At 46.9% G+C, this 16290-nt stretch carries 17 protein-coding genes and 1 tRNA gene; 10 read left to right on the forward strand and 8 right to left on the reverse strand.

The window, feature by feature from the left end:
* Position 1 precedes the first annotated feature (1 nt).
* From Q0394_RS08865 to Q0394_RS08875, 3 genes are read right to left on the reverse strand one after another with little or no spacing between them, the layout of a single operon-like run.
* Positions 2-841, reverse strand: coding sequence for a ferritin-like domain-containing protein (locus Q0394_RS08865; protein ID WP_298946910.1), 840 nt, complete (start codon positions 839-841; stop codon positions 2-4).
* Complete coding sequence (locus Q0394_RS08870; RefSeq protein WP_298946912.1) at positions 838-1371, reverse strand: rhomboid family intramembrane serine protease; 534 nt, start codon at positions 1369-1371, stop codon at positions 838-840. Before Q0394_RS08870 ends, Q0394_RS08865 begins: the two co-directional genes overlap by 4 nt.
* A gap of 52 nt (positions 1372-1423) precedes the next feature.
* The gene (locus Q0394_RS08875) at positions 1424-2083 is read right to left on the reverse strand and encodes an NlpC/P60 family protein (RefSeq protein ID WP_298946914.1); all 660 of its coding nucleotides are present in this window, start codon (positions 2081-2083) and stop codon (positions 1424-1426) included.
* Between the two features lie 169 nt (positions 2084-2252).
* On the opposite strand from Q0394_RS08875, the gene murA reads away from it, so the two are divergent.
* The 10 genes from murA (at position 2253) to Q0394_RS08925 (ending at position 11940) form a co-directional block, all read left to right on the forward strand.
* Positions 2253-3518: a UDP-N-acetylglucosamine 1-carboxyvinyltransferase gene (gene murA / locus Q0394_RS08880; protein ID WP_298946942.1), complete on the forward strand. Its 1266-nt coding sequence runs from the start codon at positions 2253-2255 to the stop codon at positions 3516-3518.
* A 1-nt stretch (position 3519) separates the two neighbouring features.
* Complete coding sequence (locus tag Q0394_RS08885; RefSeq protein WP_298946916.1) at positions 3520-4677, forward strand: molybdopterin molybdotransferase MoeA; 1158 nt, start codon at positions 3520-3522, stop codon at positions 4675-4677.
* A 43-nt stretch (positions 4678-4720) separates the two neighbouring features.
* A tRNA-Gly gene (locus Q0394_RS08890) sits at positions 4721-4795 on the forward strand.
* A 59-nt stretch (positions 4796-4854) separates the two neighbouring features.
* Positions 4855-5661, forward strand: coding sequence for a flagellar basal body P-ring formation chaperone FlgA (gene flgA / locus Q0394_RS08895; protein ID WP_298946919.1), 807 nt, complete (start codon positions 4855-4857; stop codon positions 5659-5661).
* Positions 5658-6551, forward strand: coding sequence for a UbiX family flavin prenyltransferase (locus Q0394_RS08900; RefSeq protein WP_298946920.1), 894 nt, complete (start codon positions 5658-5660; stop codon positions 6549-6551). The genes flgA and Q0394_RS08900 overlap by 4 nt, the downstream gene beginning before the upstream one ends.
* A gap of 82 nt (positions 6552-6633) precedes the next feature.
* Positions 6634-7101 carry a pantetheine-phosphate adenylyltransferase gene (gene coaD / locus Q0394_RS08905; RefSeq protein ID WP_298946922.1) on the forward strand — a complete coding sequence of 156 codons (468 nt, stop codon included), beginning with the start codon at positions 6634-6636 and terminating at the stop codon, positions 7099-7101.
* Between the two features lie 2 nt (positions 7102-7103).
* Positions 7104-7682, forward strand: a complete 579-nt coding sequence (gene tmk, locus Q0394_RS08910; RefSeq protein ID WP_298946924.1) for a dTMP kinase — start codon at positions 7104-7106, stop codon at positions 7680-7682.
* Positions 7675-8922, forward strand: coding sequence for a histidine--tRNA ligase (gene hisS, locus Q0394_RS08915; RefSeq protein WP_298946927.1), 1248 nt, complete (start codon positions 7675-7677; stop codon positions 8920-8922). Before tmk ends, hisS begins: the two co-directional genes overlap by 8 nt.
* Positions 8915-10750 (forward strand): biosynthetic arginine decarboxylase, encoded by a 1836-nt coding sequence (gene speA / locus Q0394_RS08920; protein WP_298946929.1) that lies wholly within the window; start codon positions 8915-8917, stop codon positions 10748-10750. The genes hisS and speA overlap by 8 nt, the downstream gene beginning before the upstream one ends.
* Before the next feature lie 20 nt (positions 10751-10770).
* Positions 10771-11940 (forward strand): pyridoxal phosphate-dependent aminotransferase, encoded by a 1170-nt coding sequence (locus Q0394_RS08925; protein WP_298946931.1) that lies wholly within the window; start codon positions 10771-10773, stop codon positions 11938-11940.
* Between the two features lie 122 nt (positions 11941-12062).
* Here the strand turns inward: Q0394_RS08925 and Q0394_RS08930 are convergent, their stop codons facing one another.
* The 5 genes from Q0394_RS08930 to Q0394_RS08950 are packed head-to-tail and all read right to left on the reverse strand — an operon-like array spanning position 12063 to position 15967.
* The gene (locus tag Q0394_RS08930) at positions 12063-12533 is read right to left on the reverse strand and encodes a putative phage abortive infection protein (RefSeq protein WP_298946933.1); all 471 of its coding nucleotides are present in this window, start codon (positions 12531-12533) and stop codon (positions 12063-12065) included.
* Positions 12499-12843 (reverse strand): hypothetical protein, encoded by a 345-nt coding sequence (locus tag Q0394_RS08935; RefSeq protein ID WP_298946935.1) that lies wholly within the window; start codon positions 12841-12843, stop codon positions 12499-12501. Before Q0394_RS08935 ends, Q0394_RS08930 begins: the two co-directional genes overlap by 35 nt.
* On the reverse strand, positions 12844-13800 hold the full coding sequence (gene lpxD, locus Q0394_RS08940) for a UDP-3-O-(3-hydroxymyristoyl)glucosamine N-acyltransferase (RefSeq protein ID WP_298946937.1): 957 nt from the start codon (positions 13798-13800) through the stop codon (positions 12844-12846).
* On the reverse strand, positions 13800-14261 hold the full coding sequence (ilvN, locus tag Q0394_RS08945; protein ID WP_163026421.1) for an acetolactate synthase small subunit: 462 nt from the start codon (positions 14259-14261) through the stop codon (positions 13800-13802). Before ilvN ends, lpxD begins: the two co-directional genes overlap by 1 nt.
* Positions 14262-14269: 8 nt before the next feature.
* Positions 14270-15967 (reverse strand): acetolactate synthase large subunit, encoded by a 1698-nt coding sequence (locus tag Q0394_RS08950; protein ID WP_298946943.1) that lies wholly within the window; start codon positions 15965-15967, stop codon positions 14270-14272.
* Positions 15968-16290: the final 323 nt, after the last annotated feature.

Genomic DNA, 16290 nt, shown 5'->3' on the forward strand with positions numbered 1-16290 from the left:
TTTATTCCGCCTTTCCGGCTTTTGCTATATTTTTTATGTGCTCGATTTCCACCTCGCTAAAGCCTGATTTTAGGCGCGCGCTCACGTTTAGCTCGCGAGACTGCAAAAAGGCTTTAGGGTAGATTTTTTGCACGATTTGCGCGTAGATTTCGGGGCTTACACCCTCGTTTTCGCAGGCAAATTTAAACCACAGATCGCCCTTTGAGACGTGCGAGATCTCCTCGTCTAAGATAACTTGCAAAATTTCGCAAAGCTGCGCCTTGTTTTCGTCTTTTTCGCACTCGGTTTCTAGTTTTTTTAGCATAAACGCATTTGCATCAAGGCCGTTTGCCTCCATATATCTAGGCAGCACTGCCATACGTTCAAGTAGCGACGAGGAGGTGTTTTGCAGAGCGATAAAAAGCCCGTCGTGTACGGTAAAATCGCCGTATTTCACGTCAAATTTAGCCATATGCTCCTCGATCATCTTAAAGTGCCTGATCTCATCCTCTGCAACCTCTAGCCAGTCGTCATAGTAGGCTTTTGGTAGCGCGCGGAAGCGATATGCCGCATCTAGCGCGATATCTACGGCGCTGTATTCGATGTGTGCGATCGAATGAAGGAAGGCTTTTTGTTTGTCGGCTTGCTTTTTACTGCCGATTTCTCTCATCGCTACGACCTCGCAAAATGCCGCGTAGCTTGGGCGCTCGAGCTGTTTTATCTTGTCAAATTTGCCGCCCTCTTCTATCTGTGCGTCAAATTTACCTGCCTTATACTCGGCATAAAATCGTCTAAATTTATCAAATTTAAGCTCCTTGTCGCCGCATTCTAAAATTTCCCAAATTTGATCGAAAAATCTCATTTTATCACCTTAAATTTTACTCCGAAATATCCTAGCGCAAAGCCGATAATATGCGCGTACCAGGCGACGTTTACGCCCATAGCTACGGGCGCGAAGCTCATTAGCAAGATAGCGATTATTAGCCCCTTTCGGCTGTTTGCGTCTAAAAACGCCAAAACGCCTAGCAGCAGGCTGATCGCGCCGCTAGCTCCGACTAAATTTATAAAAGTTCCGTTGGTTTTAAACATAACATAAATATAAATAAAACTAAGTAGCGAGGTTAAAACGCCTCCGATGCAGTAAATGACGGCAAATTTTTCGCTGCCGTAGTACCGCTCAAGAAGCGATCCAAACTGATACAAAACCGCCATATTCATCAGCAGATGGACCAAATTTGCGTGCATAAACATCGAGGTAGCGGGCTGCCAAACGAAAAGTCCGTCTATAAAAAACATATTTAGCCCAAGCGTCGCGTTGTTTCCGCAGATGCCGCAGTAAACGGCAAAAAATATTAGACAATTTAGCGCGATGAGCGATATTGTGGCTTTCAAAAACGGCTCCTTTTTAAAGGCCTTATCATATAAAATTTAGACATAAATTTAGCTAAAAACTAACCTTGCCAAAGCCGGCGAATCTGTTTGACGTTAGGCAGGTAGCGTCGCCGCCCTTGCACGCCACGATGTATGAGTTCACCTCTTTGCCGCCTATTTTGTGGCTATTTTTTTGAAATAGATTTATAAATCCACTTTTGTTTTTGCCTCTGGTATTATGCATAAATCTTATAGTTCCATCGTCTTCTATGCGGTCTATGATGCCAAGGTGCGTTATGATTTGTTTATTTTTGCCTTTGGTTTGGCTTGTGGTGTTGTTAAAAAACACCAAATCTCCGAGCTTCGGGCTTGTTTGCGAGATCAAATTTCGCTTTTTATAAAAATTATAAATAGCTTGCGATTTCGATCCTTGTTCGCCGTAAAATTTGAGCAAATTCGTCTCGGAAAAGTAAACGTTGTTTATGTTTTTATTTACTAGCGAGACGAAGCCTGAGCAGTCTCCGCCATCTTTTTTGCCTAAAAATCCTTGCATAAAATTTGAAAGTGCGATACCGCCCAGATCGTTAAACACGTCTTGTTGTGAGTTTAAAAATCTCGCGTTTAAGATCTGTCCGCTTTGATCGGTCGGGTAAATTTTGGGCGCATTGTTCGCGCATCCGCTAAAAATCAAAGCGGCAATCGACGCAAGCGGTAAAAAAATCGTAAATTTCATTTTGTTATCCTATTTTTTATCTAAGGCGACGTTTTGCGGTAAATTTGAGCGCTGGAAACTAGCCGCCTAAAAGCAAGATTATATAAATAAATCGGTAAATATCGGCATAAATTTAAATTTATAAGCTAAATTTTACTATACTTTGGATTTTATTTAAGGATTTAAGATGATGCATTATTTGGAAATCGAAGGAAACGCGAAACTAGGCGGCGAAGTCGCCATAAGCGGTGCGAAAAACGCCGCCCTGCCCCTCATAGCCGCGGCTCTAATCATAAAAAACGACGTTACGCTAAAAAATATGCCAAACGTTGCGGATATAAAAACATTGGCTACTCTGCTTGTAAATTTGGGTGCAAAGTGCGAATTTGCAGACGATCACACTCTAAAAATCAACTCAAACTACGTTAGCTCCACAAAGGCAAACTACGACATCGTGCGTAAAATGCGTGCCTCCATCCTGGTTCTTGGCCCGCTGCTAGCCAGGTTTGGCCACTGCGAGGTGAGTCTGCCCGGCGGCTGCGCGATCGGACAAAGACCGATCGATCTACACCTAAGCGCGCTTGAAAAAATGGGCGCAAATATCGAGATAAAACAAGGCTATGTCGTCGCTACCGCACCTGACGGATTAAAAGGCGCGCAGATCGTGTTTGACAAGATCACGGTAACGGGCAGCGAAAACATCATAATGGCTGCCGCGCTCGCTCACGGCACGACGCATCTAATCAACGTCGCTAAAGAGCCCGAGGTGGTGCAGCTTTGTGAGGTTTTGGCAGCTGGAGGCGTGAAGATCGAGGGTATCGGCACGGACGAGCTCGTGATCGAGGGTACGGATAGGCGCTTGCTGGATGTGGGCGAGATAACGGTCATCCCCGATAGGATCGAGGCTGGCACGTATCTTTGCGCCGGGGCGATCACGAACTCGCAGGTTACTATCATAAACGCCAACGCCGCGCATCTACGAGCCGTGCTTACTAAAATTAACCAAATGGGCTTTGAAACCGTCGTGGATGGCGATAAAATCACGATAATGCCGGCTAAAAACGTAAATCCGGTCGAGATCGTGACGACTGAGTTTCCGGGCTTTCCGACCGATATGCAGGCGCAGTTTATGGCGCTCTCGCTCGTGGCAAATGGCGTCAGCACGATCGACGAGAGGCTTTTTGAGAACCGTTTTATGCACGTTAGCGAGCTCACGCGTATGGGTGCGGACATCCGCCTAAACGGCCACATCGCGACGATCTACGGCGGAGGCGAGATAAATGCCGCAGACGTGATGGCTACCGATCTGCGCGCAAGCTCTGCCCTAGTGCTAGCCGCTCTTGCTGCAAACGGAACTAGCCGCGTGCACAGAATTTATCACCTAGATAGAGGCTACGAGGGGCTAGAGCGCAAGCTAGCGGCTCTGGGCGCAAAAATACGCAGGTTGGAGGAGTAAAATGACGCTAGAGCTTGCTCAAAATTTGATCCTAGAAAAAGCTAAATTTGACGGCTACGGCGAGTTTGTAAGCCTTGAGCGTGCGACGGGCAAAATTTTAGCACAGGACGTAGTTGCCGTTAAAAATTTGCCCTCTTTTGACAATGCCGCGATGGACGGGTACGCGCTTAAATTTGACGATTTTAATGGGCCGTTAAGCGTCGCGTCAACCGTGCTGGCGGGCGATGAGGCTGAAATCGCGCTAAAAAAAGGCGAATGCGTAAAGATAATGACCGGCGCAAAAATGCCGACAAATGCCGACACGGTCGTGCCTTTTGAAGATGCGGTTTTACAGGACGGCAAGCTCTCGCCGCAAAGTAAAGTCAAAAAATTTAACGCCCTAAGATATAAGGGCGAAGAGGTCAAGGCGGGTGAAATTTTGCTAAAAAAAGGCGAAAATTTAACGTCTGCAAGGGTCATGATGCTCGCCGCTCAGGGCATCTACTGCATCTGCGTGGAGCTCGAGCTAAAGATCGGTATATTTTCAAGCGGCGATGAAGTGGTCGAGCCGTGGCAAAACGCGAGCGAGGAGCAAATTTATAACGCAAACGGCGCGGGCATCGCGTCTTTGCTTAAAAGCTTCGGCTTTGCTAGCTCGTACGCGGGCATCATAAAAGACGACCTAGAAAGCACTACTCACGCGCTTGAAACGGCTGAATTTGATGTCATCATAACAAGCGGCGGAGCAAGCAAGGGCGAGGCTGATTTTATGAAAACGGCGCTTTTAAATTTGGGTTTTAGCGAGCTTTTTGACGGCGTAAATATCCGCCCTGGGCGACCGAGCAAAGCCTTTATAAAAGATAAAAAGATCGTCTTTATCCTGCCGGGAAACCCGATGGCTGCGTTTTTGATGTGTTTTTTGCTAGTCGTTCCTTTTTTGAATGGCGCGCAGCTTGAAAAATTTGACGCTGTTTTAAATCAAGACGTAAAAATAAAATCGGGACGCCAAAATATCGTGCTGGGCAGCTTTTGCGAGGGTAAATTTAGCGTGACGGATAATAATAAATTTGGCTCGGGTATGATAACTCCGCTCATTAAAAGTAACGCCGTTTTGGTAACAAACGAAAGTCTCGGCGAGCTAAAAATGGGCGAAATCGTAAAAATTTTGAAATTTTCTTGACAAATGAAAACGTTTTTGCTAAAATTGCGACTTCTCAAACGGTGCGGGAATAGCTCAGGGGTAGAGCACAACCTTGCCAAGGTTGGGGTCGCGAGTTCGAATCTCGTTTCCCGCTCCATTTTTTTCTTACTATTTTTTCCCATTTTTTTATTTTCGTCAGATTTAGCACTTTGGCCGATGTATTGCGTTTCAAATGGCAAAATAACGCTTGCGGACTTGGGTTTTGCGGGTAAAAACGACGAGATTTTAAATTTGGGCGAAAACAAAGCTGCAAAAATAAATTCGCGAGACTTAGCTGAAATTTTAAAAAAACACGGGCTAGAGCTTGAGGATAAAAGCGGCGGAGAGACGATATTCGTCAAAAACTGCGATGCATTGGCTCTCGTGCAGCGCGCCTTTTTACAAGAGGTTACGAGCGAGTTTAAGGGACTACAATTCGTCAAATTTCCGCTTATCGAGCCTCAAAATGAACTTCCTAAAAACTTCCACGAATACAAATTTGACAAAATTTACGTAAATAAAATTAATCCAAAAGGCAGCTTCAGGGCTAGTTTTATCACGCCAAACGGCTCGCAGCCAAGCGTATTTTTTAGATACGAAGTTAGCGCAAAAATGCCTGTTTTGCGGGCTACTAAGCCACTCACCACGCGCCAGATGCTAGGTATAGACGACTTTGCGAAAGACTGGGTCGAGCTTGGCGAGTTTAGTCCCGACATGATGAGCGAGGCGCCAAACGCGAGGCTAGCGACGAAGCAAAACATAAAAAGCGGCGAAGTGCTACGGCTGCGGCAGTTTACGCCATTGCCGCTCATTAAAAAAGGCGAGCGCGTAAATGCGGTGCTTAGCGACGGTGCGCTCAGCATCATCGTCGAGGTTACGGCGCTAGAAAACGGCAATCTAGGTGAGACCATTAAGGTCAAAAACAACGATAAAAAGGTATTCAGCGCTCAAATCGTCTCAAAAAAACAGGTGATGATAAGATGAAAATTTTTCTAGGCATTAGCGGTGCAAGCGGCGTAAATCTTGGGCTAAAGCTCGCCTGCGAGATAGCAAAAAGAAGTGAGCTACATTTGTGCGTGAGCAAAGACGCGATGAACGTACTGGAAAAAGAGCTAAATTTTACGGATATTTTTTATAAAAATGGTGCGACGGGTTTAAAATTTAACGCAAACCAAAGTAGCGCCAAATTTGACAAAGATCACGAAGACGCAAAATTTGCAAATTTTAGCTCCGCTCAAGGCGAGCTAGATTTTGGAGGCGGAGACGAAAGATCGCAAAACCAAAGCGGGAAATTTACAGATAATGCGCAAGGTTTGGACGACAACGGTTTAAAATTAGTAGGTTTGGATAACTACGCTCTTGATGCAAACGGGCAAAATTGTAAATTTGACCGCGGTAAATTTCAAAAGCAATGCGATCTTGATAAAAACCGCATTCAAAAAGACGCAAAACAAGACGAAATTTATCAAATTTGGCAAGATTTGCAAAATCACACCGTTATCCACGATGACTCCGATCTGGCCGCAGCGCCAAGTTCGGGATCGTTTGGTATAGACGCTACTATCGTCGTGCCCTGCTCTATCAACACCCTTGCTAAAATCCACGCGGGCTTTGCCGACACGCTGATAACTCGCGCCGCCGCAGTCGCACTAAAGGAGCGAAAGAGGCTGATTTTGGGCGTTAGAGAGATGCCGTTTTCTACGCTAGCGCTCGAGCACGCGGCCAAGCTTTCCGCGCTCGGCGCCGTTATCGCGCCGCCAGTTTTGGGTTATTATTCTGGTCAAAATAGCCTTGAAGATATGGAAAATTTCATCATCGGCAAGTGGCTTGATCTGCTTGGGCTCGAGCATCAAATTTACAAAAGATGGGGCTAAAAACAGCTACGCCAGTCGCAAGATAAAGTCCTGTTTTAGGCATAAAATAGTAAAATCATCCTTTAAAATTTAAAGGCGAAAAATGAAAGCTTGTATCTATCCCGGCACCTTTGATCCCGTCACGAACGGCCATCTGGACGTCATCAAGCGCGCGGCCAAAATTTTCGATAAAGTCATCGTCGCGGTTGCGGCTAGCGAGAGTAAGCAGCCTTATTTTAGCTTGGCTAGACGGGTAGAAATGGTAAAAATCTCAACGACGGATCTAAAAAACGTCGAGGTCGTGGGCTTTGATAACTTGCTTGTAGATTTTGCTAAAAATTGCGGCGTAAACGTCGTGATCCGCGGACTTCGCGCGGTTAGTGACTTTGAGTACGAGCTACAAATCGGCTACGCAAACGCCACGCTTTGGGATGAGCTGGAGACCGTCTATCTGATGCCGAGCCTCAAAAACGCCTTTATCTCAAGCTCGATCGTGCGCTCCGTTCTTAGCCATAACGGTGACGTCAGCAAGCTGGTTCCGAGCGAAATTTTAGAAACTTTGAAAGGCTAAATTTGTATATTTTATTTGAAGGTATCGACGGCGCGGGTAAAAGCACGCAGATAGCGCGGCTGGCGGCGGCTTACCCGCAAGCAATCGTAACCAAAGAGCCAGGCGGCACGAAGCTTGGCGAAAATTTGCGCGAAATTTTACTAAAGGAAAACGACCTGGATAAAAGGGCCGAAATTTTGCTATTTTTGGCCGATAGAGCCGAGCATTTCGGTAAAATAATAAAACCAAACTCGAACAAGATGATTTTAAGCGACAGAGGCTTTGTCTCCGGTATGGCCTATGCTCTTGCGGGCGGAAATTTTAGCTTTGAGGAGCTTTTAAATTTAAACAAATTCGCCCTGCAAGGAAATTTTCCGCAAAAAATAGTATTTTTTAAAGCGGACGAAAACACGCTAAGATCGCGCCTAGGCTCGCGCGCGCAGATGGACGGTATAGAGGCTCGCGGATTTGGTTATCTGCTAAGAGTGCAGGACGCGATGGAGGGAATTTTGCAAAAACTAGGCGTACGCTACGTCACGATCGATGCCGCCTGGGACGAAGAAAAAATAACGAATTTGATAAAGGAGTTTATAAATGATTAGCGCATTAAGGGGGATGAAGGACGTTTTGCCGCCACAGTCGGGACTTTACGAGAGGATAATCAAAATCTGCGAAGAGGTCGCGAAAAACTACGGATACGAGTTCGTGCTAGCTCCGCACTTGGAGCAGACAGCGCTTTTTCGCCGCAGCGTCGGTGAAAGCAGCGACATCGTGGGCAAGGAGATGTATCAGTTTGAGGACAAGGGCGGAAACGACGTTTGTCTGCGTCCGGAGGGAACGGCCGGCGTCGTGCGCGCCTTTATCGAGGCTAAATTTGACCGCGCGGGCGGCGTGAGACGGTACTTTTATCACGGTTCGATGTTTCGCTATGAGCGTCCGCAAAAAGGACGTTTGCGCGAGTTTCATCAGTTTGGCTGCGAGTGCTTTGGAGAGCCTAGCGTTTATGAGGACGCGAGCGTTATCTTGATGATAAACGAAATTTTCTCGCGCCTGGGTATCAAAACTAAGCTACTTATAAATTCGCTCGGAGACGCCGCTAGTATGGGTGCATACCGCGAAAAGCTGGTTAAATTTTTAGATGCGCACGAAGGTCAAATTTGCGAGGACTGTAAGCGCAGAAAGCTCACAAACCCTATCCGCGTGCTAGATTGCAAGGTAGAAAGCTGCCAAAAAATCTACGCAAACGCACCGCTGATAATCGGTAGCCTAAACGACGAATGTGCAGCCGAGTTTAAAAAGTTACAAGAAATTTTAAGCGGCAACGGCGTGGAGTTTGAGATAGATCCAAAGCTTGTGCGCGGGCTTGATTACTACTGCAAAACGGCGTTTGAGTTCGTTTCAAACGAGATCGGCGCAAAGAGCGCGGTCGCAGGCGGCGGACGCTACGACAGATTGGTCGAGTACCTAGGCGGCAAGGCTAGCTACGGAGTGGGCTTTGCGATGGGTATCGAGCGCATAATGGAAATCCTAGGCGGCCGCGAGAACCAAAGCGCAAGAAACGGCTTATATATCGGCGCGATGGATGCCGATGGGCTAGACGCGGTCTATAAAATAGCGATAAATTTAAGAAAAAGCACCCCCGTCCTAGTAAGCTACGAACCTAAAAAACTACAAAAGCACCTAAATGCGGCCGATAACGCAAATGCTAGGATTTGCCTTTGCGTCGGCGAGGACGAGCTAAAATCCGGCAAAATTTGGCTAAAAGATCTGAGCGAAAAAGCCGAAAAAACGCTTGATTTGGTTGATTTGGAGACGGAGCTTAAAAGGATTTTAAATGTATGATTACGGTTTAAATTTGTGGGGAAACAATAACTTTATCGTCGAAAACGGTAAAATTTGCGTCAATACCGGCTCAAAGCCCGCCATCATCGACATCGTAAAAAGCATCAGGAGCGAAGGCTACCGAGGCCCGCTATTGCTGCGCTTCCCCCACCTCATACACAAGCAAATTTCGCAAATTTACAAAAGCTTTGAGAGCGCGAAAAACGAATTCGGCTACAAAGGCAGCTTTAACGCCGTTTATCCGCTAAAAGTAAATCAATATCCGGGTTTTGTAAAAAATCTAGTCCGTCACGGCCAAAAATACGGCTACGGGCTGGAGGCAGGCTCAAAGGCCGAGCTGCTGCTGGTGATGGCGTATAATAACGAAGGTGCGCCGATAACCGTAAACGGCTTTAAAGATAAAGAGATGATAAATATCGGCTTTATCGCGGCCGAGATGGGGCACAACATCACTCTTACGATCGAGGGGCTAAACGAGCTTGAGGCCATCATCGCCATCGCAAAAGAGCGTTTCGCGCCCAAGCCAAACATCGGTCTGCGTATCAGGCTGCATAGCAGCGGATCCGGCGTTTGGGCTAAAAGCGGCGGCATAAACTCCAAATTTGGCCTAACGGCGACCGAGCTAATCGAAGCGGTGAATTTGCTAAAAGAGGCAAATTTGCTCGATCGATTTAATATGATCCACTTTCACATCGGTTCGCAAATCACTGAAATCCACCCGCTAAAAAAAGCTCTAATCGAAGCCGGAAATATCTACGCCGAGCTGCGAAAAATGGGCGCAAAAAACCTAAAAGCCATAAATTTGGGCGGCGGCCTAGCCATAGAGTACTCGCAGTTTAAGGAAAACTCGAGCCGAAACTATACGCTTAGCGAATACGCCAACGACGTGGTCTATCTTCTAAAGACGATGGCGACGCAGCGAAACGAGGTGGAGCCAGATATCTTTATCGAGAGCGGCCGCTTCGTCTCGGCTTCTCATGCTGTGCTAGTAGCGCCCGTTTTGGAGCTCTTTAGCCAGGACTACACCGAGGAAAAGCTCGTGCTAAAAAAGAAAAATCCTCAGCTAATCACCGAGCTAAACGACCTGCTAAGCACGATAAAGCCGTCAAATGCGATAGAGTATCTGCACGATAGCATCGATCATATGGAGAGTATACTCACGCTGTTTGACCTAGGCTACGTAGATCTGCAAGACCGCTCGAACGCTGAAATTTTAACCCACCTAATCATCAAAAAAGCAGCTAAGATCCTAGGCACTAAGCAGCACAACGCCGAGCTTTTAAAGCTGCAAGAGGAGGCACAGGAGCGCTATCTCGTAAACTTCTCGCTATTTCAGTCGTTGCCTGATTTTTGGGGCTTAAAGCAAAATTTCCCTATCATGCCGCTTGACCGTCTAGACGTGCGCCCTACCCGCTCGGCGTCGCTGTGGGACATCACGTGCGATAGTGACGGCGAGATAGGCTTTGACGACGAGGAAAATCCTCTGTTTTTGCACGACGTAGACGTGGAAAAGGAAGAGTACTTTTTAGGATTTTTCCTAGTCGGAGCGTATCAGGAGGTGCTGGGTATGAAGCACAATCTCTTTACCCACCCGACCGAAGCGACCATCGAGATAGACGAGAATGGATTTGAAATCTCGCACCTGTTAGAGAGCCAATCTATCCTTGATATCATGGAGGATCTAGACTACGACATCTACGAGATTCAGGACATCCTAAACGAGCGTATCGAAAAGTCAAAGCTCGTAACCGACTCGCAGCGCAAGCAAATTTTAGGCGAAATGTATCTGTTTTTAAACGATAACGGCTATCTAAAAACTATATCTTAAATTTACAAAAAGGAGTAAAAATGCTATCAAAAAGAGTTCAGGTACTAGGTGAGAGCCTAACCATCGAAATCAGCACCAAGGCAAAAGAGATGAAAGCCCGCGGCGAGGACGTGATCAGCTTCGGTGCGGGCGAACCGGACTTTGACACGCCCGAGATCATCAAAAACGAGGTAAAAGCCGCCCTGGATAAAGGCTGCGGCAAATACACCGCCGTCGCCGGCACGCCCGAAGTAAGAGAAGCGATCGCCGCAAAGCTAAAGCGCGATAACGGCCTAAACTATGCGCCAAATCAAATCATCACCAACGTCGGCGCGAAGCACTCGCTTTTTAACGTATTTCAGGCGCTAATCGACGAGGGCGACGAGGTTATCGTGCCAAGCCCGTACTGGGTGAGCTACCCGGAGATGGTCAAATTTAGCGGCGGCAATCCCGTTTTTATCGAAACTAGCGAAAAAACGGGCTTTAAAATCACTCCCGAACAGCTAAAGGCGGCGATCACTCCTAGAACTAAAATTTTAGTATTAAACAGCCCTTGCAACCCGACTGGCGCGATATATAGCCGCAAAGAACTAGAGGCACTGGGCGAAGTACTAAAAGGCACGAAAATCATAGTAGCTAGCGACGAAATGTACGAAAAGCTAAACTACGAGGGAGAATTCGTCGCGACCGCGGCCGTGAGCGAGGATATGTTTAATCGCACGATCACGATAAACGGCCTAAGCAAGTGCGGCGCGATGCCTGGCTGGAGATTTGGCTACATGGCTAGCCCGTTTAAGGAGCTAAACGCTGCCGTAAACAAGCTGCAAAGCCAAAGCACGAGCAACATAAACTCCCTAACGCAAGCGGGTGCCATCCCTGCGCTGCTGGGCAAAGCCGACGAAGATATCGCGTATATGAAGGGCGAGTTTAAAAAGCGCCGCGACCTGGTCGTAGAGATGATAAACGCTATACCGAGACTTAGCGTACTTAAGCCTGACGGTGCGTTTTATCTTTTTATAAACTGCTCCGCGGTCGAGCCTGATAGCATGAAATTTTGCAAAGAGCTGCTAGAAAAAGCGAAAGTTGCCGTGGTGCCCGGCGTTGGTTTTGGTATGGACGGATACTTTAGGCTTTCTTTTGCGACTGATTTAGAGAGTATCAAAAAAGGTATCGAGAGGATCGGTGAATTTGTAAAAAGCTATAAAAAATAGCATAAATTTGACTCAAATTTGACGCGGCGAGTAAATTTGCGGCGTCAAATTTGGATTATTTGTTACATCATTATTCTTAATTTATGCTTCATTTTTTATAAATGAAATATGGGCAATATAGGTTATGAACTAAAATTCAGATTTTTAATATATTGATTTTCTCCAAAAATTTCCCCATGCCCATCTCTTATGTATTGAACTACTACTTTTAATAAAAAATCTTCAGAATTCATTGTAATAAAAGGATTCATCTTTGTGGATACTATTAAAGGCATATGCTCTAGTAATGTGTATTTTTTCATTAAATCTCTAAATTTATATATACCATAAATATTATCGCTGTAACAATTTATCAATAGCAACTGTAGAATATCGGCATCCAGACAAGATCTTAGTATATTGCTATAGATATTATTTTGATTTTTGTTGCAATCGTCAATTAATCTTAATGTCTGGTATATTAATATTGCAACACTGGAAAATTCTTTAACGCATCTAAGATCATTAGAATCAGGAATATTAAAATTTTTAGGTTCAAGATACCATTTACTATTTTGTTTAAAATCTTTTATACTCGAGTTTATTGTTTCCAATAATTTCAAATCTTTGCTGTTCAAAAATTTGAGATGATTTTTCTTGTGCTTCAGCACTTTTTGCCAATTCTTCTCTGGTTAGCTTTAATTCCTCTCTTGAATTTTTTAATTCTTCGGATTGAAAAACTATAGTAATCAAAAGGGCTATAAAGGATAAAAGAGCAAATAGCGGGTTTAAAAAACCTCCTAAAAAATCTCCAACCTGACCCAAAAATTCGCTATTTATGTCGTCTTTTAAAAAATAGGCTGCCAATGTGCCTATGTAAAAACCTATTCCAAAAATACCAAAAATGATCAGATATTTTTTCATCTAGTTTTTCTTAAAAAATCTCGCGATCTTAGCTTGCAGTTTGAAAAAATCGGCCAGCTCCATTATCGGATATGCGCCAGCGTATTTTTTACCGCCGGCGATATCTTTTGACACGCCGCCACGCGCTGCTATCTGGGCAAAGTCGCCGACTCTCAAATGCCCCGCCGAGCCGCTTTGTCCGCCCATCACGACGTTGCGTCCCAGCTTGGTCGATCCTGCGAGCCCTACCTGCGAAACGAGTATCGAGCCGTAGCCTATCTCGCAGTTGTGGCCGATTTGCACGAGGTTGTCGATCTTGGCGTATGCTTTTACGACCGTGCTTTCAAACACGCCGCGGTCTATCGTCGTGCATGCGCCGATCTCGACGAAATCCTCTAAAACGACGTTGCCGTTGTGGTAAATTTTTACGTGCTCGCCCGTTTTCGTGTGCGCGTAGCCAAAGCCGTCGCTACCGATGACGGCGTTTGCGTTGATGCGGCAGCCGTTGCCGATCACGGTATCGTTATAGATGACGACGTTTGGGTGGATGACGCAGTTTGCGCCGATTTTTACGTTGTCGCCGACGTAGGCGCCCGCCATCACGAGCGTGTTGTCGCCAATAACTGCGCCAGAGCCCACGTAGACGTTTGGCATTATCTTTGCGCTTGGCGAAATTTGAGCGGGTTGCGGCTGGGAGGCTAGAAGCTCTTTTGCAAAATACTCGCTCAAAATAGCAAAGGCAAGGTGCGGGTTTTCTACCACTACTGCTCTGCTTTGCGCACCGACAAGATCTCTTAAATTTGACGCGACCAAAATCGCGCCCGCCTTTGAGCCCTCGATAAATTTAGCATTTTTCTCGCTGTCGCAGTAGCCTAGCTCGCTAGCCCCGGCGTTTGAGAGCGAATTTAGAGCCGTGATCTCTAGCTCCTCGCCGCTAAATTCCAGTCCTAAAATTTTATAAATTTCGCTTAGTTTCATCATAGATCCATTAGCACCGAGCCGCCTCGAACGACATCTGTTGGGTTAAATTTTTTGATAGCTTTGAGGAAATTTTCTATCCTGCTCGCGTCGTCGCTGACCATGACGACGATGTAGTTTTCGTTGGTGTTGGCTACGATGCCGTTGTAGGCCTTTAGTATCGCGTCCAGTCCACCGAAATTTTCGCTTAGCGGGATTTTAACGAGCGCCATTTCCTTTTCGACAAATTCGCCGCTTTCGATGACTTTGTAGGTCGGTATTAGCTTGTGTAGTTGCTTTACGATCTGCTCTAGTACGCGTTCGTCGCCGCTAGTGACGATACTGATACGAGAAAGCTCGGTGCCCGGGATGGGTGCTACTGTGAGCGTGTCGATGTTGTATCCGCGCCCCGCAAAAAGCCCGGAAATGCGCGATAAAACGCCGTGCTCGTTTAGCACGATGACTGAAATCACTCTTCTTATGCTCATTTTTATTCCTTGCTTTTTAAGATCATGTTGTATATCGCCGCGCCCGCAGGAACCATCGGTAGTACGTCCTCAAATCTATCCACGCGTACGTCTAGCACCGCCGTTTTACCGCAGGCCATCGCCTCTTTTAGTGCGGAGCGAAACTCGTCCTTCGTGCGGCACACGAAGCCCGCTCCGCCAAAGCCCTCTGCGATCTTCACAAAATCAGGTTGCAGGCTAAGGTCGGTCGAGGAGTAGCGCTCGCCGTAGAAAAAGGTCTGCCACTGGCGCACCATGCCTAGGAAATTGTTGTTTAAGATGATGTTGATGACGGGCTTATCTATCTCGGTGGCAGTCATCAACTCTTGAATGTTCATTAGGATCGAGCCATCGCCGGTGAAATTTACGACGATATCTTCAGGCTTTGCTATCTTTGCTCCGACGGCTGCGGGCAAACCAAAGCCCATAGTCCCCTGGCCTCCGCTAGTTATCAGCTGGCGCGGCCTATCAAACGGATAAAACTGCGCAACCCACATCTGATGCTGGCCGACGTCGGTGGCGATCACTGCGTCTTTGCCTGATTGCTTTAAAATTTTAGCCGTTTCGCGCACGACCCACTGCGGTTTTATGATCTCGTCGCTATCTTTGTAATCCAGCGGATTTAGCGCGTCGTACCTGGCTAAGATCTCGCGCCACGAGGTCAAATTTTGCTCGTTTACGGTTACTTTTTCCAGCATCTCCTCTAGGACGCAGTTTAGATCGCCTACGATCGGAAAGTGCGCGTTTACGATCTTTGAGATCGAGCTAGGGTCGATATCGACGTGGATGATTTTGGCGTGTTTGGCAAATTCGCTTAGCTTGCCCGTCACGCGGTCGTCAAACCGCACGCCAAGCGCGATGATGAGATCGGTCTCGCTCATCGCCATATTTGCTGCGTAGCTGCCGTGCATGCCGACCATCGAGAGTAGATTTTTATCCTCGTGCGCTAGGACGCCAAGCCCCATCAGCGTTTCGACCGCTGGGATGCCCGTCTTTGCGCTAAATTTACGCACGAGCTCGCTAGCGTTTGCCGCTACGACGCCGCCTCCTAGATATAGCAGCGGACGTTTGGCTTCGGCGATGACTTCGAGCGCCTTTTTGATCTGCTTTGCGTTGCCTTTGTAGGTCGGTTTATACGTCGGCATCTTTATCTCTGTCGGGTAATCAAAATCCCCAACGGCTGCTGTTATGTCCTTTGGGATATCGACGTGAACGGGCCCCGGGCGTCCCGAGCGAGCGATATAAAAGGCCTCTTTTAGGATGCGCGGCAGCTCCTCGATACTGCGCACTAGGTAGTTGTGCTTCACGCACGGGCGCGAGATACCTACGGCGTCGATCTCCTGAAAGGCGTCCGTGCCGATAAGCGAGGTTGGAACCTGGCCGCTGATTAATATAAGCGGAATGCTATCTGAGTATGCGGTAGCTAGGCCGGTGACCGCGTTTGTAAAGCCGGGGCCGCTGGTTACAAACGCCACTCCGACCTTGCCACTAGCACGTGCGTAGCCGTCTGCTGCGTGCACGGCGGCTTGCTCGTGACGCGTCAAAACGTGCCTGAAATAACTCTGCTTGTACGTCTCGTCGTAGATGTTTAGCGCTGCGCCGCCCGGATAACCGAAAACCGTGTCTACGCCCTCCTCGCGCAGGGCTTCCATCACCATGCGCGAGCCAGAAATGCCTTTTATCATCTGTATCGCCTTTTGATAAATTTGACCCCGATTATACAGCTTTAAGGTTTAAAAACGCGTAAAATCGGGCTTGGAATTTGGATTCTGTTTTGAAAGGGGTTAAATTTGAGTAAATTTGCGAGCGAATTTTAGAAAGGGGCAAATTTGGATATGTTTTTAAATTTGACGCGCCGAGACCCGCACCTCTAAGATGCTAAATTTAGTTTTCAAATTTAATGATACACATTCTTTAGTTTTCTAAAATTTAAGCTTTTTCTTTTTCTTGGGTGGCGGAAGGGGTTTCTACTTACGAAGCGTCGCCCCTTCCGCCCCCAAACCCC

Source organism: uncultured Campylobacter sp. (assembly GCF_938039205.1).
In the GTDB taxonomy this organism is placed as follows: Bacteria; Campylobacterota; Campylobacteria; order Campylobacterales; family Campylobacteraceae; genus Campylobacter_A.

What these genes read in the sequence shown, in the direction of transcription:
- Q0394_RS08865 (WP_298946910.1), bottom strand. Translation starts at nt 841, where the DNA reads ATGAGATTTTTCGATCAAATTTGGGAAATTTTAGAATGCGGCGACAAG.
- Q0394_RS08875 (WP_298946914.1), bottom strand. Translation starts at nt 2,083, where the DNA reads ATGAAATTTACGATTTTTTTACCGCTTGCGTCGATTGCCGCTTTGATT.
- murA (WP_298946942.1), top strand. Translation starts at nt 2,253, where the DNA reads ATGCATTATTTGGAAATCGAAGGAAACGCGAAACTAGGCGGCGAAGTC.
- Q0394_RS08885 (WP_298946916.1), top strand. Translation starts at nt 3,520, where the DNA reads ATGACGCTAGAGCTTGCTCAAAATTTGATCCTAGAAAAAGCTAAATTT.
- flgA (WP_298946919.1), top strand. Translation starts at nt 4,855, where the DNA reads ATGTATTGCGTTTCAAATGGCAAAATAACGCTTGCGGACTTGGGTTTT.
- Q0394_RS08900 (WP_298946920.1), top strand. Translation starts at nt 5,658, where the DNA reads ATGAAAATTTTTCTAGGCATTAGCGGTGCAAGCGGCGTAAATCTTGGG.
- coaD (WP_298946922.1), top strand. Translation starts at nt 6,634, where the DNA reads ATGAAAGCTTGTATCTATCCCGGCACCTTTGATCCCGTCACGAACGGC.
- hisS (WP_298946927.1), top strand. Translation starts at nt 7,675, where the DNA reads ATGATTAGCGCATTAAGGGGGATGAAGGACGTTTTGCCGCCACAGTCG.
- speA (WP_298946929.1), top strand. Translation starts at nt 8,915, where the DNA reads ATGTATGATTACGGTTTAAATTTGTGGGGAAACAATAACTTTATCGTC.
- Q0394_RS08925 (WP_298946931.1), top strand. Translation starts at nt 10,771, where the DNA reads ATGCTATCAAAAAGAGTTCAGGTACTAGGTGAGAGCCTAACCATCGAA.
- Q0394_RS08935 (WP_298946935.1), bottom strand. Translation starts at nt 12,843, where the DNA reads ATGAAAAAATATCTGATCATTTTTGGTATTTTTGGAATAGGTTTTTAC.
- lpxD (WP_298946937.1), bottom strand. Translation starts at nt 13,800, where the DNA reads ATGAAACTAAGCGAAATTTATAAAATTTTAGGACTGGAATTTAGCGGC.